We start from the raw sequence: 25267 nt of genomic DNA on the forward strand, positions 1-25267 counted from the left end.
TCAGCCAGACTGGCGCATGTCAGTCTGGCCATTTCCTCCTGAAATAATCTCAAAAAAGCGTCCTTCGGGGCGCTCTGTTCAACAACACGAGTTAATCATGTCTGTAACCAAGAAAATCACACCCATCATGCTGGTGTTGCTTTTTCTTCTGGCCGGTGTGCTGACGTCATGGCAGCAATGGGATAGAGAGGGACAACTTGTCAGAGAACACGCGATAAATAGTCTGGTCGAAGAAATCGATACGATATTTGACGACGTAAATACACTGGCTGTGTTAGCCAGCGCACATATACAAGAGAATTGCACTGACGATCTGCTACGAAAATTGCGTCTTCTTACGGCGTCTGGCGAGAAGATTCGTTCAGTCAGTATCATCAGGAACGGTGAGTGGAACTGCTCTTCTCTTGAAGGCCGAGAATTGCCGGGGATTATTTCCAATGGAACGACTACACACTCACTGATGATTGAACAGATTTATCGGCTGAACACGGAGATGTATATAATCTATTTTCCGTTTCAGGGGCAGGTGGTGGCTGTTGCAGTATATAAAGCGGCGATCGATAAAATTCTTATGGATTTTGCGCGTAAAGAAAAAATTGATGTGCATTTTTTTTTGTATCCAGAAAAACATCCTTTCGTGCAGATGGCCTCGCAAAACTATCCTTTCTGGATTGTGACGGATTCACAGGATGGCATTGCGGATTATGTGCGGGATAATCATTATCTTCTTATTTTATTTGTGGTTCTGTCTTTGCTGTTATATTTCCACTTACGCCGGGCACAGCGGATATCACCGATAAAAATACTGCAGCGTGCGATTAATAATGATGAATTTATTCCGTTTTATCAGCCCGTCGTTGAACTCGCTTGCGGAAAAATCGTCGGGGCTGAAGTGCTTGTTCGCTGGAATCACCCTGAGCAGGGAATTATTCCCCCTAACGAATTTATCCACACGGCTGAACATAGCGGCTTGATCAATGCGCTGACGCTGAAATTGTTGACGCAGGTAGAGGTTGATATGCGGTGCCTTAGGGCTCAGTGTGATATACCATTTCATATCGGTATTAACGTACCTCCACTTTCACTGGAGGATAATGAATTTACCGATGCCACTATCGCTTTTATTCAGCGGATGAACTTGTTTCATATTGGCGTAATGCTGGAAATCACCGAACGGCAGCAGAATCTGATCCGTGAAAGTGTTCTGAGGCGCTTGAAAGAGGCAGGCGCTGCGCTAGCCCTGGATGACTTTGGGACCGGATATTCTAACTATGCTGCGCTGCAACGTATTTCGCCGCGGTTCTTGAAAGTTGATAAGATGTTTATCGACTCACTGGGTAAAGGCGGCGTGAGTGATACTATCATCAGCAATATTGTTCACCTGTCTGAACTGGCCAGGATCCCACTGGTGGCGGAAGGAATAGAAAGTGAAGAACAGATGGAGAGGCTGCGACGGATTAACGTTAGCTTTGGGCAGGGGTATCTGTTCAGTAAACCAATACCCTTTAATGCGTTTCTACGTTTATTATAAGGATTGCTAATAATAAAAAACCGCGAAAGCGGCTTTTTATTATTGAATGGCTGGAAGATTACTCGCTGACTTTTTTCTCAACGGAGGCAGCACCTTCTTTGGTCTTATTCCAGCCTTTCTCGGTACCTTCTTTTGTTGCATTCCAACCTTTTTCAGTACCTTCTTTGGTTGTATTCCAGGCTTTTTGTGAGCCTTCACTCACTTTACTGCTCAGGTCATCTTGTTTACCTTCAGCAGCATGTTTTGCTTTTAACTGTTGCTCTTCGCCCTGATTCTGCGCCTGATGCAGTTTTTCTTTTGCGGTATTGGCATTTTCGTGTGCGGCGGCTACATCATTATCAGTTGCGTGTGTCGTCGCGGCAATAACGGGAGAAGCCAGCAGAATTGCAGATAATGCGATAATTGTCTTTTTCATAATATCCTCGCTTAGCGTTATAGGTTATTAGCGTGATTAAGCATGGCACACGAACGAAGCGCTGGCTTTAGGAAAAAACTGTAAGTGCTGATGACGGTATTTATCCATTTTGTGCAGCTGTGAGCGATCAATACGGTAATTTTGTGGTGGGTCAAAAAGCCGCATTCAGTGTTAGGTTAAATAATAAGTGGTTGTCGTTATTAAGCATGGACATATTAAGTATGTGTAAGTCTCCCCGCAAAACGAACCATCAACTTTTAGAGCGTCTCTGGCATACAGCGGACAGGCTAACTGGGCTAAAGGTCTTCTATGAGGTGTGAGTTCAACGGGTTGATGCAACGCTATCCTTAATCCAGGGGGAAGTTCAACTTAAGCGTGTACGCTTACTTTGTACTAAGATACTTATCGAACAGATGCTTTAAGATTTTGTCTCAGAATCAAGATGGATTTATCAACATGACCAGAACAGAAAGGCTTCTCGAACTACTACAGATATTAAGGGCGCAAAGATATCCGATCACTGCATCCACTCTCTCTGAAAAATTAGGAATAAGTGTGCGCTCCCTTTACAGAGATATAAAAACGCTACAGCATCAAGGCGTGTGCATTGAAGGTGGTGCTGGAATTGGTTATATCATTAAGTCTGACTTTCATTTGCCACCCTTAAACCTTTCTCATGAAGAAATCAATGCTATTACGCTTGGGTTAAATTGGGTATCTCATAATACGGATTATGATTTTAAAAATACCGCAAGGAATGCACTTGCCAAAATCCACGCTGTCATTCCCGGTGAATTAAAAAATCTTATTGAGAGTCAATCTTATCTGATCGGTCCTTCAGAAAATAATGAGGTGTTTTTTGAAGACATCCGCAATGCTATTAAAAATCGCAAGAGAATCAAAATAAAGTATTGTGACAAGAAAGATACTTACTCTTCTCGAGCCATATGGCCCATCGGATTGGTATATATGGAGTCATGCTGGCTTTTGGTTGCATGGTGTGAGATGAGAAATGATTTTCGTCATTTTAGAACTGACAAGATTGAAGAGATAGTACAACTGGGTTCCATATATAGAGAAAGCAGGACAGTTTTATTGAAAAAATGGAGAATAAAAGAAGGAATCAGCGAGGAGAAAGAGTACTGACAAAAACTGTCACAGCTAATTTGTATACTAACCCAGATGAAAGACTCAATTCGACTTCATAGGGTGAATTATGAATTTCCAGAATAAAGTTGCTGTCATAACAGGAAGTACTGCAGGTATAGGTGAGGCAGTCGCAGAGCAATTACACAAACATGGAGCTAAGGTCGTTATTGTCTCCCGCTCGTCAGAGCAGGCTAAACAAAAAGCGAAACGATTATCTTCACAGGGACAACAAGCGCTGGGGATCGGATGTGATGTGTCTCAGCCCGAACAAGTACGGCAAATGATAGATGAAGTTATCAAAAATTTCGGCAGACTTGATTGTGCTGTAAATAACGCAGGCTTAACAGGTGAACATGGTAAAAACATAACCGAGCAGACGGTTGAAAACTGGGATAAGGTCATTGCCACCTCATTGAGCGGCGTTTTTTACTGCCTAAAATATGAAATACCTGAGATGATGAAATTTGGTGGCTCTATAGTTAATTTATCTGCAGTAAATGGTCTGGTTGGCATTCCTGGATTAGCACCTTACACCGTGGCTAAGCATGGTATAATCGGTTTAACCAAAACCGCAGCGCTAGAGTTTGCATGTCAAGGCATTCGAATCAATGCAGTCGCTCCGGGCTATGTCCAAACCCCACGAATGAGTGAATTTCCAGAAAATATCGTACGTAGTTTCGCAAATAGCCACCCTATGAAAAGGATGGCAAAAATGCAAGAAATAGCAGACTTCATTCTGTTTTTGCTGTCAGACAATTCAGGGTTCTGTACCGGAGGAGTATATCCAATCGATGGTGGTTATTTAGCAGAGTAAAATTCCTCTATAGCGTCAGAATATAGAGTTAACTCTTGTGTTGTAGGGCTAGTGATAACAATATTTCCAGTCTGGATTAACAAAAGTATAGATGATCGGCTCTCCATTGGTCCATTCATCATGCTATTAATAACTTCCGCTGCTGGCACGTAGTGGCCGGTCCGTTACGTGAGGGTCACCTCGGAGATTGTCACGCTGATTCTGCCAGTTGTCGCTGCAGGAGCTGCAGGCTGGTTCCCTCCCATGCTGCAGCCGAGCCGACCACATACAGGTTTTTCTTGGCGCGTGAGACGGCTACATTGATTATGTTTGGCAGATTCGATTTCCTTAACGGAGAGAGGTTTAGTTTGTCTTGCCATTGTCGGGTTTCCATAGTTTTAGGCACCTCAAAAACAATAAAGCTTTATGAGGTGCCTAACAAGGTGCCTAAAAGGTTCGGATTTAATTAGTTGGCATCAGATTTCGTGGGACAAATTGAAGGCACAAAAAAGCCCGCAGGGCTTACGCCGTGCGGGCTCTTAGGACTTCATCGGATGACTCTGGTAATCACCGATGGAGAATTTTGGTGGAGCTGGCGGGAGTTGAACCCGCGTCCGAAATTCCTACATCCTCGGTACTACATGCTTAGTCAGTCTTTACATTCGCCTGGCACCTGCGGACAGACACGCCACTACCAGACTAGCCTGATTAGATTTAACGCTTCAACCCCAGGCAGGGCCTCCACGCGATCTCTTTTGGGTTTGACCTCTCTTTGATCCCCGTCTTAAGAGCGGAAGCTAGGGAGAGAGGGCTCAGAGCAGGTTATTAAGCTGCTAAAGCGTAGTTTTCGTCGTTTGCGACTATTTTTTTGCGGCTTTTTACGAGGCCAACCGCCCCTCGGCATGCACCTTGGGTTTCGCGAATCCCGTCGAATCCAGAATCAGCCCCAATGTGTTAGAGCAAGTATAACAGACTTGTGACACGCGTGACCAGCCCCCGCAACCCCTAATCCTCAAGGATTTACCGCTCGCGCAGCGCTTCTTTTGCGCGATTAAACGGTTTGATTAAATAGTCGACGATGGTTTTTTCACCTGTTTTTATATCCACTGTGGCAATCATTCCCGGTACGATGGAGAAATGGCGTCCCAGTTTGTTCTGTAAGAAGTCCTGATGGGTGCGGATAAACACGCGGTAGTAGAATATCTCCGGTTTCACTTTGTCTTGAATAGTATCCGGGGAAATAGTTTCGACTACGCCTTCCAGACCGCCGTAAATCGCGTAGTCATAAGCGGTTATCTTCACCAGCGCCCGCTGGCCGGGGTGGATGAAAGCGATATCGCGCGGAGACAGGCGAGTTTCAATCAGCAGATGATCGTCCAGCGGTACAATCTCCATCATCTCGCCATTGGGCGGGATAACGCCGCCAATGGTAGTGACCTGGATGTTTTTCACAATACCGCGCATCGGCGCGCGCACGGTCAGGCGGGTGACGGAATCCTCGCGTCCTTTCAAAATAGCCGCCAGCATATCCACTTCGGCATTGGCTTTTGACAGCGCTTCCCGAGCCTGCACGAAGTATTGTGAGCGCAGATCGGTGATTTTTAATCCTAAATCGCTTTTTTGTCGTTGCAGACGCAGCACTTCAACGTGGCTGGCGGCACCACTTTTTTCCAGCCGTTGGGTTATGGCCAGCTCTTTATTTACCGAGACCAGCGCATCCTGTAGTTCTGCCATAGAATCAGCGAGCTGCGCGCGGCGGCTTTTATACAAGCGCGTTTCGGAGGCGATGAGATCCGGCCAGGCGCGTAGTGAAGCGGGAAAAACGAGCGGCAGATCGTTAACTTCGGCATTGAGCCTTGCGCTGGAAGCCAGTGAGGCGCGATAGCGGGCGGCGCTCTCTCCAACGTTGGACTCAGAGCGAGTGGGGTCGAGGCGCGCGACAATCTGATTAGCCTGTACTTTATCTCCCTCGCGTACCGTGAGCTCGGCGAGAATGCCGCCATCCAGCGACTGCAAGACCTGCTCGCGCGAGCTGGGGATTACCTTCCCGCTGCCGGTCGAGACTTCATCCAGCTTGCCGAAATACGCCCAGATACCCAGGACGGCAAACAGCAGCGTGCTGAGCAGAATAATACGGCTGGCCCCGGAGAAACGGTGCTCGCGGCGGATATCGAGGTCGTCCATGGCAGCGTCATGCGGATTGGTTTTCATTTTTCCACTCCCGACCGTGAGTAGGGGCTGGTGCCCGGCTCGCATTCAGCGCCTGCGCTTTCGGGGCATCCATGACCAGTTGACCTTCTTTTAACACCACTACGCGCTCGACCAGCTCCAGAACCGGTACACGATGGGTGGCGACAATCAATGTTCGGTTGCCCAGCCATTGGTTCAGGCGCTGAATAAACTCTCGTTCGGTATGTTCATCCAGCGAGGCGCTGGGTTCGTCGAGCAGCACGATATTGGGCGATCGCAGCAGCATTCTTGCCAGCAGGATCGACTGCCGTTGTCCACCGGACAGACCGTTGCCGCCCTCCATAATGGGGTGCGCCAGCCCTTTGGCGAGTTGTTTAACGAAAGCCGCCGCGCCGCTCACCTCCAGCGCTTCGAAGATCTGCGCGTCGCTGGCATGCGGTGCGCCGAGGGTCAGATTTTCGCGCAGGGTACCGAAAAACAGCCGCGCATTCTGACTGAGAAAACCGATATTGCGGCGTAAATCGGCCATATCGATCTGCGCCAGGCTAAGGTTATCGAGTCGGACATCGCCCTGGATAATCTCTACGCCACCCGCCATGGCCTGTAGCAGGGTTGATTTCCCGGCGCCGTTACGCCCGAGGATCGCCACCCGTTCGCCGGGCATGACCTCCAGACGCGAGATGCGCAGCGGAACGCGTTGATCGTCGCTGTGGTAGCGAAAGTGCGCGTTTTCAAACAGATAATGGCCGTGAAAAATCTCCTGATGCACCCGGTCTTCATCGTACTGCGTTTCGGTGGGAAGCTGCATGATGCTGTCTAATCCCATCTTCGCCGCCTTGACCTGTTGCCAGCGGGCCAGCACGCCACACAGGTTCGCCATCGGGGCAATCATTCTGGAACCGAGCATCGACGCGGCCACCACCGCCCCGGTGGTCATTGTGCCTTCAATGACCATCGGCGCGCCGAACATAATGATGGCGGCGTAGACCAGGCTTTGTACCGACATGCCCCAGCCAATCAGCCCCTGAGTCAGCTTGCGCGTGCGCAGCCCGGACTCTCCGGTAATACGGATGTAGCTGTTCCACTGTTGTAAAAAGCGGTTTTCCGCCTGCATCAGCTTGATATCTTCCAGCCCCTGAACGCTCTCGACCAGCACCGCGTTGCGCAGGGTGGATTCATGCGCTGCCTGGTTGGCGAGCACCGCCAGTTTCTTCTGTAACAGCAAACCAGGCAGGATCATCAGCAGGGCCGCGACGGGGGCTATCCACGCCAGCGGCGGGGCGATAAAGGCCAGCACCACGATAAACAAAAAGAAAAACGGTAGATCGACAATCGTCGACAGGGTCGAGGAGGTGATCATCTCGCGAACCTGTTCCAGCTCGCGCAGTTGAGAAATAAAGCTCCCCGTCGAGCGGGGAACAGCGCTGTTGCGCAGCCGCAATGCGTGGCTGAACACGCGATCGGAAATGCGCATATCGGCGCGTTTGCCGAGCAGGTCCATTATGTGGGTACGCGCTTCGCGCAGCAAAAAGCCAAACAGCACCGCCACCAGAACGCCGGTGAAGAGAACATACAGCGTTGGATAAGACTGGGCGGGGATCACCCGATCATAGACCTGCATCGAAAAGATAATCCCGGCAAGCGACAGGACGTTAATCAGAAAGGCGGCAACCATGACCGGCAGGTAAGGGCGGATGTCCTGTAACACCAGTTCGCGCATCCAGTCGGGCCTGAAGCGCGAAATATAGCGGTCTACCCGACTGTCCTTCAGCGCCGACAGCGGGCGCAGCGCAGTAATGCTCACGAGCTCCGGCAGAAGTTCTGCAACTGTGAGTCGGTTACGCTGGCCCTCTTCGGCGATGATAAAAACATCCAACGCATCTTCACCGTTGAAATGTTCTATCACCATCAGTTGGCCGTCGCGCAGTTCCGCCACCACCGGCAGACGCCACTGGCCGAATGCCTGCGTGGCGGTATCCAGCGCATGAAATGACAGCCCTGCCTGACGCGCCAGCTGCGCCAGGGCCATAGCTCGGCTTTTTCCCGCAAACCACGGGGCGTTGGCCTGCATTGCGCCGGGCGAACAGGCAACGCGATAGTGGCTGGCAATATGCGTCATCGCCAGCGCCCACTGGCTCAGGGCGTGTTCGCCAATCGCATCTTCCGCATGTGTATCGACGTCGCTCATAGCTTTATCTCCACCGATTGAATACTGCGGTTATTTAAGGCGAACGCCTGGCGAAGCGAGCCGGTGTTATAGAGGCAGTTCAACTGGAGCTGGCGCAGCTGGTTTTGAGTCTGGAGTTCAGCAAAACGGGCCTGATATACCTCCTGCTCGGCGTTAAGCACGTCGAGCAGTGGGCGTGACCCGAGGTCCAGATACTGCTGTTGATAAAGCTCGCGCGTTTGTTCACTCAGCCGTTGCTGGCGACGCAGGATCTGCAGGGCAGTGGCGAGGCTCATCGCCTGGCTGCGGGATTCCAGTAATTTCTGCCGCACTTCAAGTCGGGTACGCTGGATGGAGTACTGTGCAGACTCTACCGCGTGACTGGCGGCGTTGCGTCTGGCGGTGAGTCCGCCCCCCTGATACAGCGGCATCTCGACTTTTACCCACGTGGAGTACTGGGTTTTGTCGAGCACCTCATGGCTGGGGTATTTGTCGTTGAGATAGTGCTGAACCGACGGCTCGAGGGAGATAGTGGGCGTCATCTGCGCGTTGGCGTAATCGAGATTTGCCTGGGCCACATTCGCCTGCGCCCATGCCGCCAGCACCGCGGGAACCAGCTTATCGTCCGGTTTGACCACATCACAACTGCTGTCCAGTTTGACCGGAAATTCGTTGCTGATGCCGTTAAGCGAGTTCCAGCCGAGGAAGCTCATCAGCGTTGCCTTGCTGCTGTCGAGATTGGCCTGATACTGCGCCAACTGAGAACGTGCAGACTCGATACGCGCATCGGTTTGCACCACGTCGGATAGCGAGGTTGCCCCTTCATCATTGCGTTGACGGGTCAGCCGACCAATACCGTTCAAGGCGCTGAGCTGCTCTTCGGCGGCGTCCACCATTTGCTGCCACGTCTGCACCTGGACTATCGCGTTGGCGGTTGCGTGGGCGATGGTATCAATACTGAGTAACACATTCGCCTGCTGTTGTGCGGATCCGGCGGTTTCAGCACGGACCTGGCTTGCCACTTTGCCGAAGTCGTACAGCATTTGCGACACTGAAATAACCAGGGCCGGGCTAAAGCCGTGATCGGTGTAAGTATTGCTGTAACCGTTGTTCATCCCGGCAGAAACCTGAGGGTAATATTTTGATTTCGCCACGTCGATCTGCTCATTTTGTGAGAGCAGTTTGCCGATGGATTCACGAATAGAAGGATGCCAGCTCACGGCGCGACTCACTGCGTCGTTGAGCGTCAGGCTGCCGGGGGCGGCGGCGCTCAGCGGCAGATCGGCAACCGCGCCGTCCAGCGAGGGCAGCATCTGGCTGGTGGCCAGGCCTTCCGGCGTAATAATTTGCGGTTCATCTTCGGCATTCACCCGCAGGGTACAGAGCGTTAATGCCAGCAGTAAGGCAACAGGCGCGACATTTCTCATAGTTTATCCCTTACAAAATACGGCAGCGACGACTGTTATTGCCCCGGACGTCATGGCATCCGGGGCTGTAGTTATGGCGCTTTAACGTTATGCGTTAGCTTCAGGGCACAATGTGATTTTGTTGCACCAGCTCATCGAGCGTGGTGTGTACGTTCTCCAGCGTTATGAGTTTGGTTGAGTGCCAGGTGTTGCCGGTACCGTCGCGGTCAATGGCAATCACCGTGTTGTTACCGTTGGTGGTCACGGTGAGGTAGTTGCCGAGCGTAGCGTTCTGCCCGTTCCAGCCCACCAGCAGGTCGCCGATATCGATTTTGTCGCCCTGGGCCAGCGAGAAGTTGGTCCAGGTATCGGTAGGTCCAACGCCAACATTGCCAACGTTACCACCGGTAGCATCGTTGGCGTTGAGCAGGTGATAAATCAGCGTATCGCCGTAGACACTGCCGGTAAAACGATCGGCATCCACGGTGCTTACAACCTGCGGATTCATGTTGATGGTCAACGTAGCGGTATCGGTATGCCCATTCTGATCGTTTAGGGTGTAAGTAAATGTCTCTTTGGTGAGGATGGTGGAAAGTGAGACATCGCTGTTGAGGGCGTAGGTGTAATGACCATCAATACCAATGGTCAGTTTGCCGTACAGCCCGTTAATGATGGCGCTGGTCGTGCTGCTCAGCGGATCCAGCGTGGCGGTGCTACCGCCCGTGCCGTTCACCGTCAGCAAGGTATGCACGCTGGCAATATGGTCCCCGTCATAAATGTTGCCGGCGACGCTGTTTGCCGCGGACGTTTCAACGTTCTGCAGGTCGATTATCGTGCCTTTCACGCTAGGGGTGATGGTGATATTCCCCAGCCCTAAAGCCCCGACGCTGCCGGTGTAGTCGAGTCGATAGTTACCGGGGTGCAACATGATCCCCAGGGCAATATCGATATTGCCGCCAATAAGCAATCCACCGTTGAATGAGTTACTGGCAACCTTAACGTTGTTGCTGTCATACAGCGCCCAGGTGACGGTCAGTCCGCCCAGCGTCAGACCTGAAGCAACGTTAAAATGCAGTATGGCGTTTTGCACCGCCGTTCCCGTCGCGACCTCAATGACGCCAGTGCCATTTTGTGAGGTGGGAGAAAGGAGTTGGGCGTTCCAACTGGCGTTCCCGACGCTGTTGTCAGCAAACAATCTGGAGGTGTCCGCCTGCGTGGTGACCGCCATCGTGCTGCTGACGTCATTTACGGCGTCCAGCGGCTGCGGCGTTGGTTTGATATTCAGCGAGGCGCTGCCGGTATCGCCGTTTGGTGCTCTGACCTTATACACGAAGCTGTCCGGGGTGTTGATACCGTCTGCACCCAGTCCGCTTCTTAGCGTGTAGGTGTAGTTCCCCTTCGCATCGATAGTCAGCGTGCCGTACTGCCCATTAATAGTGGTAGTGCCCGTCCCGTTAACGACGATACCGTTTACTTCGGTGATAACGGTATTGGCCGGAGCCGAGTCGTTGACCAGCAGATTGCCATTGGTTGTCGCACTCAGGCTGTCGACGGCGTAGGTGTGATCGGCCTGAATATTCAGGGTATAGCTGGTCAGCAGCGTCAGGCCGCCGGAAGCGTTAAGCAGGAACAGATAATCGCCACCCGGTAGCGTAATGGTATACGCTGACGAACTTCCGCCCAGTAGGGCAGTGACCCAGTTTGGCTGTACCCGGTACTGCTCATACTGCTGAATTGACTCGTTGAAGCGATAAACATAGAGATCGAAGCCGCCAAGCGTCACGCCGAGAACATTCGCCTGTACGGTCAGCGTGCGGGTTGCGCCATCGTCAACGTTGAACTTAATCGGGTTAGTCAGACCGTTGACCAGACTGACGTCCAGCACATTGCCGAGTCCGACGCTGGCGAGCGTGAAGCCGGTTTGTTGTGATGGCAAGTGGTCAACCGCGATGACCTGCGTTCCGTAAGTCAGCACTGCTGCATCGTCTGCCGCGGTTACCGTGCTGGTGGTTGGAGCCTGACCGAGCGTTACCACCAGTTTTGCCGAGGAGTGATCGCTGCCATGCGTCAGCGTGTAGGTGAAGCTTTCGGAGCGCCCATACACCGAGATTGACGTATTGGTCAGGGTATAGGTGTAGCTACCGTTCTGATTGATATGCAGGATGCCGTATTTCCCCTGCACATCAATGCCGCCCGCCGGGATATTCACGACGTTGCCGTTACCGTCGGTGATGGAGGTGACCAACGTGCCGGAAGGCGCATTATCCTGCCCATTGGCGGGATCGGTATCCGTGATGATGTTCCCGGATTCCGTGGTACCGCCGATGATGGTCCCTGCGCTGGCTTTCACCACCGAGACATCAAGGCTGGTGTATGCGCCGGTCGCCAGCAGGTTGGTGTTGTAACTGACCACGCGGTAATCACCGCCAGTCAGCCCGCCGTAATTGAGCGTTACGCCCGAGGCGCCCAAGGTGAGCAGGCTGGCGAAGTCTGGTTTCCCGGTATCCACCACCGTTACCCAGGCATTCAGCCCGGTGTCAAAGCGTTGGATGACGATCTCCAGCGTGTTTAACAGCGACAGCACCACGCCGGTCGCGGCGGCATTGATCGTAATGGACCCGCTGCCGCCAGAAGCGATGCTGAAATTAACGCTTGCCGTATCGTTCCCCAGCACGTTGGCGACATTCCCCAACGCATTAACCAGCAGGAAACCATAATCGCTTTGATGATCGGTGCTGACGATGACATCGGTTTGCAGCGGCAGACTGGTGACATTGTCTTCAGCCAGCAGCGGTAATACCGGTGCGATAGCGCTTGTCGGCGATGAGGTATTGCCCGCCGCATCGGTCGCTGTGGCGGACAGCGACTGACCTTCAATCTGGCGAACCGGCAGGTTGACGCTGTAGACACCGCTGCTGTTGGCGATTGCCGTCACGCTGGTGCCGCCGGGCAGGGAGATAGTGACCGTGCTTCCCGCTTCGGCGACGCCGCTGACGGTGCCGCCATCGGCGCTGATCAGTATCGTTGGCGCGGTCGGTGGCGTGGTGTCCACAATCACGCTGAACGAGCTGGACAACCCGCTTGCGCCGTTGGCGTTTGTTGCAGTGGCGGTAAACGCGTGGTTACCTTCGCTGAGCGCCCCGGATGGGGTAAAGCTCCAGATCCCGTTACCGTCTGCGGTCGTGGTGCCCATTAGCACGCCGTTGTTGTACAGGCTGACGATGGCGTTAGCCTGCGCCGTTCCGCTGAGCGTTGGCAGCGTATCATTGCTTGTTTTACCGGGGGCGACGGGCCCCGTGATCGTACCGACGTCATCGAGAACGGTGGCAATAACCGGCGCAGGCGGTACGCCAGTAAACGGTGCCAGAACGTTACCCGCCGTGCCAATGTTGCCTGCGGCATCCTGGGCGCTGACCTGCAGCGTTTGCCCACTGATTTGCGGTGGGTTCAGCGTGAAGGTGAAATTACCGGAGGCGTTGGCGGTTGCCGTGCCGAGCACCGTTCCACCGCTGGAGGTAATAATGACCGTGCTGTTTGGCTCGGCAACGCCGGTGAGCGTGGTACCGTTGGCGTTTACCGCCAGCCCTGTAGGAATGCCCGGGGCGACGGTATCGACCACGATCGCTGCCGCAGATGATATGCCACTGGTATTACCCGCACTGTCCGTTGCGGTGATGGTAAAGGAGTGGGTACCTTGTGCCAGCGCGGTGGTTGGGGTGTAACTCCAGTTACCGCTGCCGTCCGCCGTCACGCTGATGACAAAGCTGCCGTTATCGTAAATATCGACCCGCGCGTTGGCTTCTGTGGTGCCGTTTAACGTTGGGCGTGCGTCGTTGGTTGGCTGATTAGCGCCAATCGCCCCGGTGTTTGGCCCGACGTCGTCAATAATGCTGCTGATTGAAGGCTGCGTCGGCGCTGTGGTGTCGACCACCACGCTAAAGCCTGCCGTCGCACTGCTGGTGTTGCCAGCCGCATCTGTCGCGGTGACGGTGAAGGTGTGCGATCCATTCGTCAGCGGCGTAGTTGGGGTAAACGACCAACTGTTATTACTTTGCACCAGCGCCGTACCCAGCAGGGTGCTTCCATCATAGATGCTGACGGTGCTGCCTGCCTCGGCGGTACCGTTCAGCGTCGGGCGCGCATCGTTGGTCAGTTGTCCGTTGTTGAGCGCCGCATTGAACACGCCGCCTGCGATATCATCCACCACTGAGACCAGCAGCGGGGCGGATGGCGCAATGGTGTCGACATTAATAATAAACCCGCCGGAGGTGGGACTTACGTTTCCGGCCGCATCGGTGGCGATAGCGGTAAACACATGCTGACCGTTACCCAGCGCGGCAGGCAGATATTCCCAGGTGCCGTCTATCGCCGCAGTTACCGTTGCCAGCAGCGTGCCATTATCGTAGATGGCTACTCGGGCACCGGCTTCCGCTGAGCCGTTGAGTACGGGACGGGTGTCGTTGGTAAAGGCCCCGCTCGACAGCGTTCCGGTTCCCGGCAGCACGTCATCAAAAGCCTGGATAATCGTTGGCGCAAGCGGGGCGACGGTATCAACAACGATGTTAAATCCAGCGGACGTGAGGCTGACGTTTCCGGCAGCGTCGGTGGCTGTCACTGTCAGCGCGTGGTTACCGTTGCCAAGCTCGGTTCCTGGCGTGAAGCTCCAGGCGCCCGAGCCATCCGCTGAGGTAAAGCCGATAAACGATCCGTTATCGTAAACTCTTACCGTGGCATTGGCTTCAGCCGTGCCGCTAAGCGTCGGGAGTGGATCGTTCGTGGCCTGACCGTTGTTCAGATTACCGATCAGCGGGCCGACATCATCTGCAACCTGAGTAATCGCTGGCGCACCAGGCAACACGGTATCCACGATAAGCGTGAAGCCATTGGATGGCTGGCTGGTATTACCGGCGCTGTCGGTGGCGGTGACGGTCAGCGTATGCGGGCCGTTACTGAGTGCATCCGTTGGGGTTAAGCTCCAGGTGCCGTTAGCCCCAACGGTGGTGGTGCCGATGGGCTGACCATCGCTCAGGACGGTAATGGTCGCGCCAATTTCACCGGTGCCGCTCAGGGCCGGACGTGATTCATTCGTGGTCTGCCCGTTGGTTATCGGGCCTGTTGTCGGTGCGGTGCTGTCCTGAACTGAGCTGATGACCGGGATTGACGGGGCAACTGAGTCCAGCTCAATAGTAAACGATGATGATACTCCGCCGGAGTTACCTGCCTGATCGGTGGCAACGGTGGTGAATATATGTTGTCCCTGTCCCAGCGGTGCATCCGGTGTGAAGCGCCAGTTGCCTGACTCGTCCACCTGCGCTGTACCGATGGCGACGCCGTTATCACGGATCGTGATGATGGTACCGATCTCGCCTTTGCCGTTCAGCGTAGGCTGCGCATCGTTTGTCAGTTGTCCGTTGGTCAGCGCTGTATTGCCAGGCTGATCGTCAATTACGGAGGTAATGGTCGGTGCCGCTGGCGGTAGCGTGTCGACGACAACCACAAACGGCGGCGTTGCCGGGCTGATATTGCCCGCGGCATCTGTGACGGTGGCAGTCAGCGAGTGGCTGCCTTCACCGAGGGCAGGCGCAGGCGTAAAGCTCCAGTTGCCGTTTTCATCGCTGATGGTTGTGCCGATGACCGCCCCGTTATCGCGGATGGTAACAATCGAATCCGCCTCGGTAACGCCAGCAAGCGTTGGAGTATTATCGTTGGTCAACTGCCCGGAGGTCAGGGTCTGAATCGCACCAACGTTGTCCGTGACTGTCACAATAGAGGGGGCATTCGGCACCAGGGTATCGACAATGATCTGGAAATCACCGGATGGATCTCCCTGGTTGCCTGCGGCATCTGTTGCGCGAGCGGTAAAGATATGGTCGCCTTCTCCCAGCGGAGCGGTCGGGGTAAAACTCCAGAATCCGTTGCTGTTTACCGTGGTAGTGGCATAAGCGATGCCATTATCGTAAAGGGTGATGGTTGCCCCCGCTTCGCCGGTTCCGTTAAACGTCGGGCGTGAATCGTTGGTAATTTGCCCTTTATCCAACGATCCGGTGCCAGGGGCAATATCGTCAATAATGCTGGTGATAGTTGGCACCTGCGGGGGCGTGGTGTCGATGGTGATTGCGTAGTTGGGCGACAGACCACTTGGGGTACCGTCCACCGTTTGTGAAACCGTGAAGTTATAGGTTATGCCGTTAGTCAGCGCAGTGGGTAGCTGATAACTCCATGCGCCAGACACGGCATCGGCGGTTACCGTGGCGATGGATGCGCCATTTTGATAGATAGTCACCGATGCCCCAGCAGTGGCCGTCCCTTGCAGCAGCGGTAAGGTGTCGTTGGTGGTTTTACCGTTGCCAATCACCCCCATGATGGGCGCGATGTCATCAACGATCTCAAGAGTCGGTGGATGCGGAACGCTGGAGGTAGCGGCGTTAAACGTTGTAGGGTCGCTTTGATTTCCGGCGGGGTCCTGAGCGATGGCATTGAGCGCCTGGCCGGTTGTTTGCGCTGGCGAAATGGTGACAGCAAAGTTACCAGAACCGTCTGCCACCCCCTGGCCGAGAATGGTGTTACCGCTGCGAATAATCACGGTGCTGCCGGCATCGGCCGTACCGCTTACCAGCGTCCCGTTAGGATCTACGCTGGTAACCGTAGGCGTTGCAGGCGGCAGGGTATCGACAATCACCGTCAGCGGGTTATCTGCAGCCAGTGAGTTACCTGCGGCATCCACGGCGCCGAACGTCAGTGTGTGAGTGACGTTCGGCGTGAGGGGAACATCCACACTCCAGGTGCCGTTAGCAGCAACCGTAGCCGTAGCAATTGCGACGGGATTATTGCCATCGAAAATTAACACTGTACTGCCCGGTGTGCCGGTCCCGCTAATGGTCGGGGTGGTATCGTCCGTGACGCTGCCACTGGTTAGCGAACCGGTAAAGATTCCAACGTTATCCTGAATATCCGTTACCTGCGGCAACGTCAGCTTCGTGTTGTTAACCGTAAACGAAATGCTGTTTGAATTGCTGCTGATGTTACCTGCCGGATCGGTTGCGGTGGCGCTTAACGTGTAGCTTCCGTTCGCCAGCGCAGTCCCTGGCGTAATACTCCAGGTTCCACCAGCCACCGTTGTAGTACCGATCACCGTCCCCCCGTTATACAGGGTGATGGTATCCCCGTCTGTGCCAGTACCGCGAATGGTTGGCGTGGTGTCATCAGTCACGGCATCTGTCGCAAGGTCGCCCGTGACATCACCGACATTATCGTTGGCGGCGATAATCACCGGAGGTGCAGACGGCGTCGTGTCGATGTTCAGTGTTATGGCGTTAGATGGCAGGCTGACGTTGCCTGCTGGATCGGTTGCGGTGAGAGTTACCTGATAACTACCAGGAACAATCGGTGCTGACGGAGTGAAGCTCCAGGTACCGTCTGCACCTACTGTTGTTGTTCCCTGCAATGGGGGAGTACCGGCAAGATAGAGGGTAATCAGATCCCCGACGTTCCCCGTGCCGCTAAAGGTTGGCGTGGTGTCATTGGTGTTGCCATTAGTGACCACACCCGTTACCGGAGCCACATCGTCGGTAATGATTGGCGCGGCTGGTTGTGCGGGAGGCGTATTGTCTACTGTCAGAGTAAAGCTTGCCGACGGGATCCCCGTGTTGCCTGCAACGTCAGTCGCCGTGGCGGTAAATTTATGCGGTCCGTCGGCGAGTGAGGTTGGGGTAAATGTCCAGGTGCCGTCTGGCTGTACGGTGACGGTGCCAATAGAACCGCCATTATCATAAATCGTAATCTTCGCGCCGGGCTCGCCGGTTCCGGAGAGTTCGGGATTCGAGCTCTTGGTACTGCTGCCGTTACTCAGCGTTTGTAGATTTGTCCCAATCAGACCTTCTGCGGAGCTGATAACCGGGGCAACTGGTGGGGTGGTATCAATCGTCAGCGTAAAGTTCCCGGCGCTGCTGGCGTTGCCTGCAGCGTCCGTGGCGATAGCGGATAAATTGTGTGCGCCTTCACTGAGCGGTTGGCTGAGTTGAATACTCCAGGTGCCGGCGGGTAAAACCGTTGTGCTGCCAATTGGCGTGGAACCCTCATAGAGGGTGATTGTAGAACCGGCTATTCCGGTTCCTTTCAGCTCTGGTAAGGTATCGTTTGAACGGCTTCCGGAAGGCAGATCGATCGGCGCATTCCCAACGTCGTCGGTGGCGCTCACAATAACGGGCGCTGCGGGTGCCAGGGTATCAACGGTCACGATGACAGGGTTGGGGGAAGTGACGACGTTCCCGGCGGCATCCGTTGCGGTCACCGTAAAACGGTGAGTGCCTTCGGCGAGGGCCTCATCGGTTGTAACGTTATGGCTCCAGGTGCCTGTTCTGTCGATAAAAAAGGCTGCCATTTGCAGACCATTATCATACAGCGTCACCAGTGAACCTGGTTCACCGGTACCCGAGAGGGTTGGCGTGTTATCGTTGGTGACCCAACCGTTATTTGCAACGTTGCCCGTAATGCTGCCAACATCATCGTTAACCAACGTTATTACTGGAACGGTTGGGGCGATGCTATCGACAATAATTTTCCAACTGGCGGCGCTGCTGGTGTTGTTGGCAGCGTCTGTTGCCGTCACCGTAAATACGTGCGCGCCCTGGCTTAGTGCTGCGGTGGGCGTATAGTTCCAGTTACCGTTGTTATCAGCGTTAACGGTCGCAAGCAGGGTGCCATTATCATAAATTTTGACCCGCGAACCTGCTTCGGCGATGCCTTCAATTTTCGGTTTATCGTCGTTGGTTAACGCATTGTTATTGATGGGGCCAGTGAAATCGTCAACATCATCAGTAACGGCAATAATAACTGGCTGGTTTGGTGCAGTGATATCCGGAGCCAACGCGGAGGTAGGCTGACTCTCGTTATTGCTACTGTCCGTTGCGGTGACTTTTACCGTTTCGCCGTTCTTTTGCGACGGCGCGATAGACACGGTGAAATTGCCGCCGCTGTCAGCCTGGCCTATGCCTATCGGGTTACCGTTGCTGTCTTTTACGGTAACGGTGCTTCCTGCTTCAGCATGTCCGCTTACAGAACCGCCGTCTCCGGCGACGGTGACGCCGGTTGGCGCATCAGGTGCCGTGGTGTCCGGTGCGGTGACAGAGGCGTCGTCGCCCTTGTTGCCTGCGGTGTCGGTCGCATTTGCCGTAAGGGTCTCGCCGTTGGTTTGCGGCGGAACCAGCGTTGCGGTGAAATCCCCATCCGTATCGGCAGTTGCCGTACCAATGATATTGCCATCTGGATCCAGAATATTGACCGTACTGTTGGGTTCGGCCTTGCCGGTGACCTGGTCGCCAGTGCCATTAACTAGCAGGTTTGTTGGGGGCTGTGGCGCGGTAATGTCTGGTGCAAGCGCCGTTTCTGGCAGGCTTGGGTTTCCTGCCGGATCGGTTGCGATGGCTTCAACGGTTTCACCATTGGTCTGTGGTGGGTTAATGGTGATGGTAAATGAGCCGTCCGTTCCGGCGACGCCGCTGCCGATCTGAGTTCCGCCACTGCCGGTGATAACCACGGTATTGCCTGGTTCGGTCGTTCCGGTGACGACAGTCCCATCCGCAGATACGTTGAGATCATCAGGTGGCGACGGTGGCTGGGTGTCGATGTTGATATTGAACGCTGGTGACATGCCTCCTGTACCTGACTGGTTTGTCGCGGTGGCGCTGAAGGCGTGTAGCTCATCTGATAACGGGGAGCTGGAAGTCCATGTCCAGTTACCGTTACCGTCAGCCAGTACGCTGTCGATAATTGTGCCGTTGTCGTAAATAGTCACCGTGCTGTTGGCGTCGGCAGTGCCAGAGAGCGTGGGGGTATTATCATTGGTGGCCTGATTATTGCTCAATGGTCCGGTTGAGGGTGCAGAATCATCCATTATGCTGACGATAACGGGCACGCCTGGGTAGCCAGAGTTGGTGGCATTGAAAGAGGTATCTGGCCCGATGTTGCCTGCTGGGTCCTGAATTTTCGCGATCAGCGTTTCACCGTGCGTCTGTGAGGGCGAAATCGCGATGGAGAAATTGCCGGTTTGATCGACCGTTGTTGAACCCAAAACCTGATTATTACTGCCGATGATAATGACCAGGCTTCCCGCCTCAGCGCTACCGGTTACCGTTGTACCTTCCGGATTAACGGAGGAAATGACTGCGGCTGCAGGCGGGGTGGTATCAACGGTGAATGTCGGCACGCGCGTTTCCGCGCTCACGTTACCTGCGGCGTCAGTTTGCGTCAGCGTCAGATTGTGAACACCATCGCTGAGCGGAATGTCCGGTGTAAATGTCCAGTTCCCATTGTCATCCACCCTGGCCATGCCAATCAGAATGCCGTTATCAGAAATGCTGATGAAACTACCTACTTCGCCTGTACCAGTGAGCGTCGGCGTAGCATCGTCGGTTACGCCGTTATTGGCGATAAAGCCGGTAATGGAACCGACATTGTCGGTTTCCTGAGTGACCACGGGGGCGTCGGGGGCAAGCGAATCGACAATAATTTCCCAACTGTCCGACATGCCGCTGCTGCCAGCACCGTTTGAAGCGCTGACGGTAAACTGGTGTGTGCCGTCTGCCAGAGGAGAGGATGGCGTAAACGACCAGTTGCCGTTGGCATCGATTGTGACCTGGCCTATTTCGACGCCGTTATCAAAAATATGTAATGTGGCATTCGCGGGGCCGGTGCCCTGGAGTGTCGGCGTATTATCGTTGGTGGATTCCTGCTGATTGACAGGGCCAGTAATCAGCTCCTGGTTATCGATTATGCTGGTGATAACGGGGACGTCAGGCCTGTTAGGGGTTGTCGTTGGCGGTGTGCCGCCATCACCGTCACCGTCACCATTACCGTTACCGTTACCGTTACCGTTACCGTTACCGTTACCTTCGCCGTTGCCGCCGTTGCCGCCGCTACCATTGCCGTTCCCGTTCCCGGCATTACCGTTCCCAGCGTTATTATCGCTCCCACCGCCGCCGCCACCACCACCCGCAGCGAGGCCAATCCCGCCAGCGACAGCGATCCCGCCAAGAACCCACGGCCAGACGGCGCCGCCTTCATGACTGCCTTCGGCCGTCATCAGCGGTGTGAGATCGTCCAGGTGCTGGAAATGGAATGCTCCGTCAGTATCCTGAACCCACCACAGTGCGCCATTACTGTCCTCCAGAACAAGTTGGTTTTGCGCTTCGCCTTTTCCGAGGTAGAAATTTTTAATGGTGATGGTTTCACCTGAGCGGAGTGTGACAACCAGATCCTGATTAACGCGCGTGAGTTGACTCACCTCCTCACGCGACACAGACAGTTTCACGATAGAAGGTGAACTGAGCGTAACTTCAGAGGCTTCAACATTTGTGGAAACGCCAGTTAATTTTGATACAACGGCGAGTAGACGCATATGTTCACTCCTGATGGCATGCCGGGAGTATTAATCCGCAACAGCGCGCTGGGAAAATGAGCAGATAGGGGCTCCGTTCATCATAAAGATGAATTTACACATGTAATTTCATTGATTAGGTCACATAGATGTTAGTTTATTGATTAAATACGTCCGGGCCCTTTCGGCTGAATAGTTCTTTCGTATTAGATGATATAGTCAGAAAGAAAGTATTCTGCAACTTATCCATATTAAAAAAGTAATTAGTCATTTGAAAAGGATACTTTCCAGTTTGCTTTTAATGGTTGTTTTTATGGTAAATAATTGTATTTAAATGGGTTTGTTTTTATTGAAATAAACATCAATATAATAAACAACAGTAATAATAGTGTTATTCAATAAATGGAAATATGAATGCTATGGTCTTGAACTTTTATATTATTGGACTATAGACCGCTACGGTAATGACAGGGGGTTTATTTCATATCTGAACGATTCAGCATAAATAAACTATAAACGCGGTGAATGTATTGTGTGGGTTTCGATAACTAAAAAATAAGAACCAGTCTCAGGAGGGGAGACTGGTCACAGGGGAGTAGCGTTTAGCGGCCAGCATTTTTCATGATACGCGCTTTATCTAACTGCCATTCGCGTTCTTTTACATCAGAGCGCTTGTCGTGCTGTTTCTTACCTTTCGCAACGCCAATTTTCACTTTGCACCAGGCATTCTTCCAGTACAACGAAAGCGCAACGACGGTATAACCATCACGATTCATACGACCATACAGGGAGTCGAGTTCACGCTGGTTTAACAACAGTTTACGGGTTCGGGTGGGGTCGCATACCACGTGTGTTGAGGCCACCGCCATCGGCGTGAAGTTGGCGCCAAACAGGAACGCTTCGCCGTCTTTGAGTATGACATAGCTGTCGCCGATGTTGGCTTTACCCGCGCGCAGGGATTTGACTTCCCAACCTTGCAGGGCGAGTCCTGCTTCGAACTCTTCTTCAATAAAGTATTCGTGTCGTGCGCGCTTGTTTAGCGCGATTGTGGCTGAGCCAGGTTTGTGTGCTTTTTTCTTCGTCATAATGCCGCTCAGTATAGGTAATCTGGAATCGAAAAACACCCCATTTCATCCAGCGGGGCGCAAGGCGCTATCTTAGCACGAGTTAGGCTATAGCGTTTTTTTTAGCGGGTGATAAATGGTATTATTTGTGTGATTGATATTGATGGGAATTGTTATGCCTCAGATTAGCCGGACCGCTTTAGTACCCTACAGTGCGGAACAGATGTATCAGCTAGTGAATGATGTTAAGTCCTATCCTCAGTTTTTGCCGGGTTGCACCGGTAGCCGCGTACTGGAGTCGACTCCGGGACAAATGACGGCCGCTGTGGATGTCTCGAAAGCAGGGATCAGCAAAACGTTCACCACGCGCAATCAACTGACCAGTAATCAGAGCATTCTGATGCATCTGGTCGATGGGCCGTTCAAGAAGCTGATTGGCGGCTGGAAGTTTACGCCACTGAGTCATGACGCGTGTCGTATTGAATTTCACCTCGATTTTGAGTTCACCAATAAGTTAATCGAGCTGGCGTTTGGCCGTATTTTTAAAGAACTGGCTTCAAATATGGTGCAGGCCTTCACGGTTCGCGCGAAAGAGGTTTACAGTGTCAGCGTCGGCTAAAATTGTTGTTGAAGTGGCGTACGCGCTACCCGAGAAACAGTATTTACAGCGCGTAACGCTGCAGCAGGGAGCAACGGTGGAAGAGGCTATCCGCGCTTCCGGGCTGCTGGAATTACGTACCGATATCGATCTCAGTAAAAATAAAGTGGGTATCTACAGCCGTCCGGTAAAGCTTGCTGATGTTCTGCATGACGGCGATCGGGTGGAAATTTACCGGCCACTGATTGCGGACCCAAAAGAGCTGCGCAGACAGCGAGCAGAGAAATCCGCTAAAAAGTAACAGACAATAAAAAAGGTGCTCATTGAGCACCTTTTTTTGATCTCTCAAACCTACTTGTTATCGGTCAAAGCGGGTTTGTTATCAATGTTGGTCAATACGCCGCTGCTGTTAAAGGTCAGCGTCAGCGTTTGCTGGGTTACGCCTTCATGTCCAGGTTGCTGACGGAACACATAAAACCAGGTGTTAGTGCCAAAAGGATCGGACATCATTGGTGTACCCAGAGCATAAGCAACCTGCTGTTGCGTCATACCCGTGCGCACTTTAGCGACATCGGTAGGTGTCAGATAATTTCCCTGGTTGATGTCAGGGCGGTAAACCACTCGCTCCAGAGTGGAACAGCCTGCAGTCAACATCAGTAGTACTGCTGCAGCAGCAGTCAGCGTTTTACAGCGCATAGTGATTTGATTCCTTTTCGGGCCCGAGCAGTACGCGGCTCATATGTAATATGCCGATGATAATAGACCTTTCACCACTTTAAAACCTTTTGCTGTCGGGTCGGTCGGCGATTTTATGTTGAACTCAGACCTTCACAAGGTAAAAAAGTTTATGCCGCCAGCAGTTCTTTTGCATTTGCGAGGGTATTGCGCGTCACTTCGCTACCGCCAAGTAGACGGGCTAATTCCTGCAGGCGAGCGCGTTTATCAAGCGGCTGCATGTGTGTTTCCGTCATCGCGCCATCTGTTTCTTTGCTGACATAGAAATGTTGATGACCACAGCCCGCAACCTGCGGCAGGTGAGTAACACACATTACCTGCGTTGACTCGCCCAACTGTCGCAACATTTTACCCACTACCGCAGCCGTCGGGCCGCTGATACCAACATCCACCTCATCGAAAATTAGCGCAGGCGTTTCCATCTTACGTGCTGTAATGACCTGAATAGCCAGCGCAATACGTGACAGTTCCCCGCCAGAAGCGACTTTCGCAATTGGCTGTAACGGCTGACCTGGGTTAGTGGTCACTTTAAACTCCACGCGATCGGCACCGTCTGCGCTCAGATGATGCTCCTCAAATTTCACATCAATGCAAAAGACACCGTGCGGCATCGAGAGAGCATGCATGCTCTCTGTAATAAGTTGTCCCAGTTCCTGCGCATAATGCTGACGCTGTTGGTGCAGCATTTTTGCCGTTTCCAGCGCCTGCAGGTGGTGATTGTTCACCGCCAGGGTTAAGGTTTCGAGCGAGTCGGCCTGATCGTCCAGTTGCTGTTGTTCATCCAGTAACGACTGATAGAACTGTGGCAGCACTTCAGGGGCAACATGATGTTTACGCGCCAACGAGATTTGCCTGGAGATACGCTGTTCGAGTTCGAACAAGCGGTTAGGGTCTAAATCCAGACGATCGCAATAGTGGCGCAGCTCGTCGCTGGCTTCGCTGAGCTGGATGGTGGCCTCTTCCAGCATATCCAGAATACCTGAAAGTTTGCCGTCCATGCCTGCCAGTTCAGTGACCAGGTGTTTTGCGGTGTACAGTTGGCTTTGCAGATTGATGTCTTCACCATCAGCCAGGATAGCCAGCGCCTGTTGGCTGGTGGTGAGCAATTGCCCACTGTTAGCCAGGCGCTTGTACTCTTCATCAATTTGCTCAAACTCACCCGGCTGCGGATTGAATTCGTTCAGTTCCTTTAACTGGTATTGCAACAATTCCGCCCGGGCTGCGCGTTCCAGGCTTTGTTGCTGATGATGCGCCAGGTCACGACAACTTTGGTGCCACAGTTGGTAGCGCGCAGCCATTTCCTGGGTCAGAGACGCTTCATTGGCGTAACCATCAAGCAGGGATTTTTGGTGTTCTGATTTTGTCAGGAGCTGATGCGCATGCTGGCCATGGATTTGAATAAGTAACTGGCCCAGCTCGCGCAACTGCGATAACGGAACGGCGGTTCCGTTAATAAACCCACGGGAGCGGCCATCGCTGCTGATAACGCGACGTAGCAAACACTCACGGCCTTCCTCAAGCTGGTTCTCTTCCAGCCAGCGCAGGGCTGCGGGGGTATCTTTTAAGGCAAAACGGGCGCAAAGGTCGGCTCGCATGGCGCCTGCACGCACCATGTCTGCGTCTGCGCGTCCGCCCAGACACAAACCGAGAGCATCAATGGCAATGGACTTACCCGCACCGGTCTCACCGGTGATAACGGTCATTCCGTTCTGGAAATCGATCTCAAGTTCACGAACGATAGCAAAATTGCTGATGGTCAGTTGTGCCAACATAGCTGTTTTCCTGTATGAAAAACCATAACTGTGATTTCATACAGTATAAACTGGTTTTTTATACAGTAAAGAG

Annotated in this window: 13 protein-coding genes and 1 other RNA gene; 5 read left to right on the forward strand and 9 right to left on the reverse strand. The window is 53.2% G+C overall.

The window, feature by feature from the left end:
• Positions 1 to 97 precede the first annotated feature (97 nt).
• A complete protein-coding gene (locus KQJ19_RS08675; protein ID WP_216403552.1) occupies positions 98 to 1531 on the forward strand; it encodes an EAL domain-containing protein in 1434 nt (477 codons plus the stop codon).
• Between the two features lie 58 nt (positions 1532 to 1589).
• Here the strand turns inward: KQJ19_RS08675 and KQJ19_RS08680 are convergent, their stop codons facing one another.
• Positions 1590 to 1946, reverse strand: a complete 357-nt coding sequence (locus KQJ19_RS08680) for a hypothetical protein (RefSeq protein ID WP_016157245.1) — start codon at positions 1944 to 1946, stop codon at positions 1590 to 1592.
• Positions 1947 to 2402: 456 nt separating this feature from the next.
• On the opposite strand from KQJ19_RS08680, the gene KQJ19_RS08685 reads away from it, so the two are divergent.
• Positions 2403 to 3092, forward strand: coding sequence for a YafY family protein (locus KQJ19_RS08685; RefSeq protein ID WP_200079740.1), 690 nt, complete (start codon positions 2403 to 2405; stop codon positions 3090 to 3092).
• A 70-nt stretch (positions 3093 to 3162) separates the two neighbouring features.
• Positions 3163 to 3909, forward strand: a complete 747-nt coding sequence (locus tag KQJ19_RS08690) for an SDR family NAD(P)-dependent oxidoreductase (protein WP_016157243.1) — start codon at positions 3163 to 3165, stop codon at positions 3907 to 3909.
• Between the two features lie 563 nt (positions 3910 to 4472).
• Here KQJ19_RS08690 and ssrA read toward each other — a convergent pair.
• The 6 genes from ssrA to smpB form a co-directional block, all read right to left on the reverse strand.
• Positions 4473 to 4836, reverse strand: a transfer-messenger RNA (tmRNA) gene (gene ssrA / locus KQJ19_RS08695).
• Between the two features lie 72 nt (positions 4837 to 4908).
• Positions 4909 to 6072, reverse strand: coding sequence for an HlyD family efflux transporter periplasmic adaptor subunit (locus tag KQJ19_RS08700; RefSeq protein WP_085951071.1), 1164 nt, complete (start codon positions 6070 to 6072; stop codon positions 4909 to 4911).
• A 7-nt stretch (positions 6073 to 6079) separates the two neighbouring features.
• Positions 6080 to 8266, reverse strand: coding sequence for a type I secretion system permease/ATPase (locus tag KQJ19_RS08705; protein ID WP_216403553.1), 2187 nt, complete (start codon positions 8264 to 8266; stop codon positions 6080 to 6082).
• A complete protein-coding gene (locus KQJ19_RS08710; RefSeq protein WP_046275995.1) occupies positions 8263 to 9672 on the reverse strand; it encodes a TolC family outer membrane protein in 1410 nt (469 codons plus the stop codon). The genes KQJ19_RS08705 and KQJ19_RS08710 overlap by 4 nt, the downstream gene beginning before the upstream one ends.
• A gap of 100 nt (positions 9673 to 9772) precedes the next feature.
• The gene (locus KQJ19_RS08715) at positions 9773 to 21046 is read right to left on the reverse strand and encodes a BapA/Bap/LapF family large adhesin (protein WP_216403554.1); all 11274 of its coding nucleotides are present in this window, start codon (positions 21044 to 21046) and stop codon (positions 9773 to 9775) included.
• A 581-nt stretch (positions 21047 to 21627) separates the two neighbouring features.
• The gene (smpB, locus tag KQJ19_RS08720) at positions 21628 to 22110 is read right to left on the reverse strand and encodes an SsrA-binding protein SmpB (RefSeq protein WP_003031211.1); all 483 of its coding nucleotides are present in this window, start codon (positions 22108 to 22110) and stop codon (positions 21628 to 21630) included.
• 154 nt (positions 22111 to 22264) lie between these two features.
• Between smpB and ratA the strand changes: the two genes are divergently transcribed.
• Together ratA and KQJ19_RS08730 are read left to right on the forward strand one after the other, a co-directional pair.
• Positions 22265 to 22708 (forward strand): type II toxin-antitoxin system toxin RatA, encoded by a 444-nt coding sequence (gene ratA / locus KQJ19_RS08725; protein ID WP_216403555.1) that lies wholly within the window; start codon positions 22265 to 22267, stop codon positions 22706 to 22708.
• The gene (locus tag KQJ19_RS08730) at positions 22692 to 22988 is read left to right on the forward strand and encodes an RnfH family protein (protein WP_003839823.1); all 297 of its coding nucleotides are present in this window, start codon (positions 22692 to 22694) and stop codon (positions 22986 to 22988) included. Before ratA ends, KQJ19_RS08730 begins: the two co-directional genes overlap by 17 nt.
• Positions 22989 to 23038: 50 nt before the next feature.
• Here KQJ19_RS08730 and bamE read toward each other — a convergent pair whose 3' ends face one another.
• Both bamE and recN read right to left on the reverse strand, forming a co-directional pair.
• Positions 23039 to 23383 carry an outer membrane protein assembly factor BamE gene (gene bamE, locus KQJ19_RS08735; protein ID WP_003826401.1) on the reverse strand — a complete coding sequence of 115 codons (345 nt, stop codon included), beginning with the start codon at positions 23381 to 23383 and terminating at the stop codon, positions 23039 to 23041.
• A gap of 149 nt (positions 23384 to 23532) precedes the next feature.
• A complete protein-coding gene (gene recN, locus KQJ19_RS08740; protein WP_019077416.1) occupies positions 23533 to 25194 on the reverse strand; it encodes a DNA repair protein RecN in 1662 nt (553 codons plus the stop codon).
• Positions 25195 to 25267: the final 73 nt, after the last annotated feature.

The organism is Citrobacter sp. S46_ASV_140, from assembly GCF_018919545.1.
Taxonomy (GTDB): domain Bacteria; phylum Pseudomonadota; class Gammaproteobacteria; order Enterobacterales; family Enterobacteriaceae; genus Citrobacter; species Citrobacter braakii.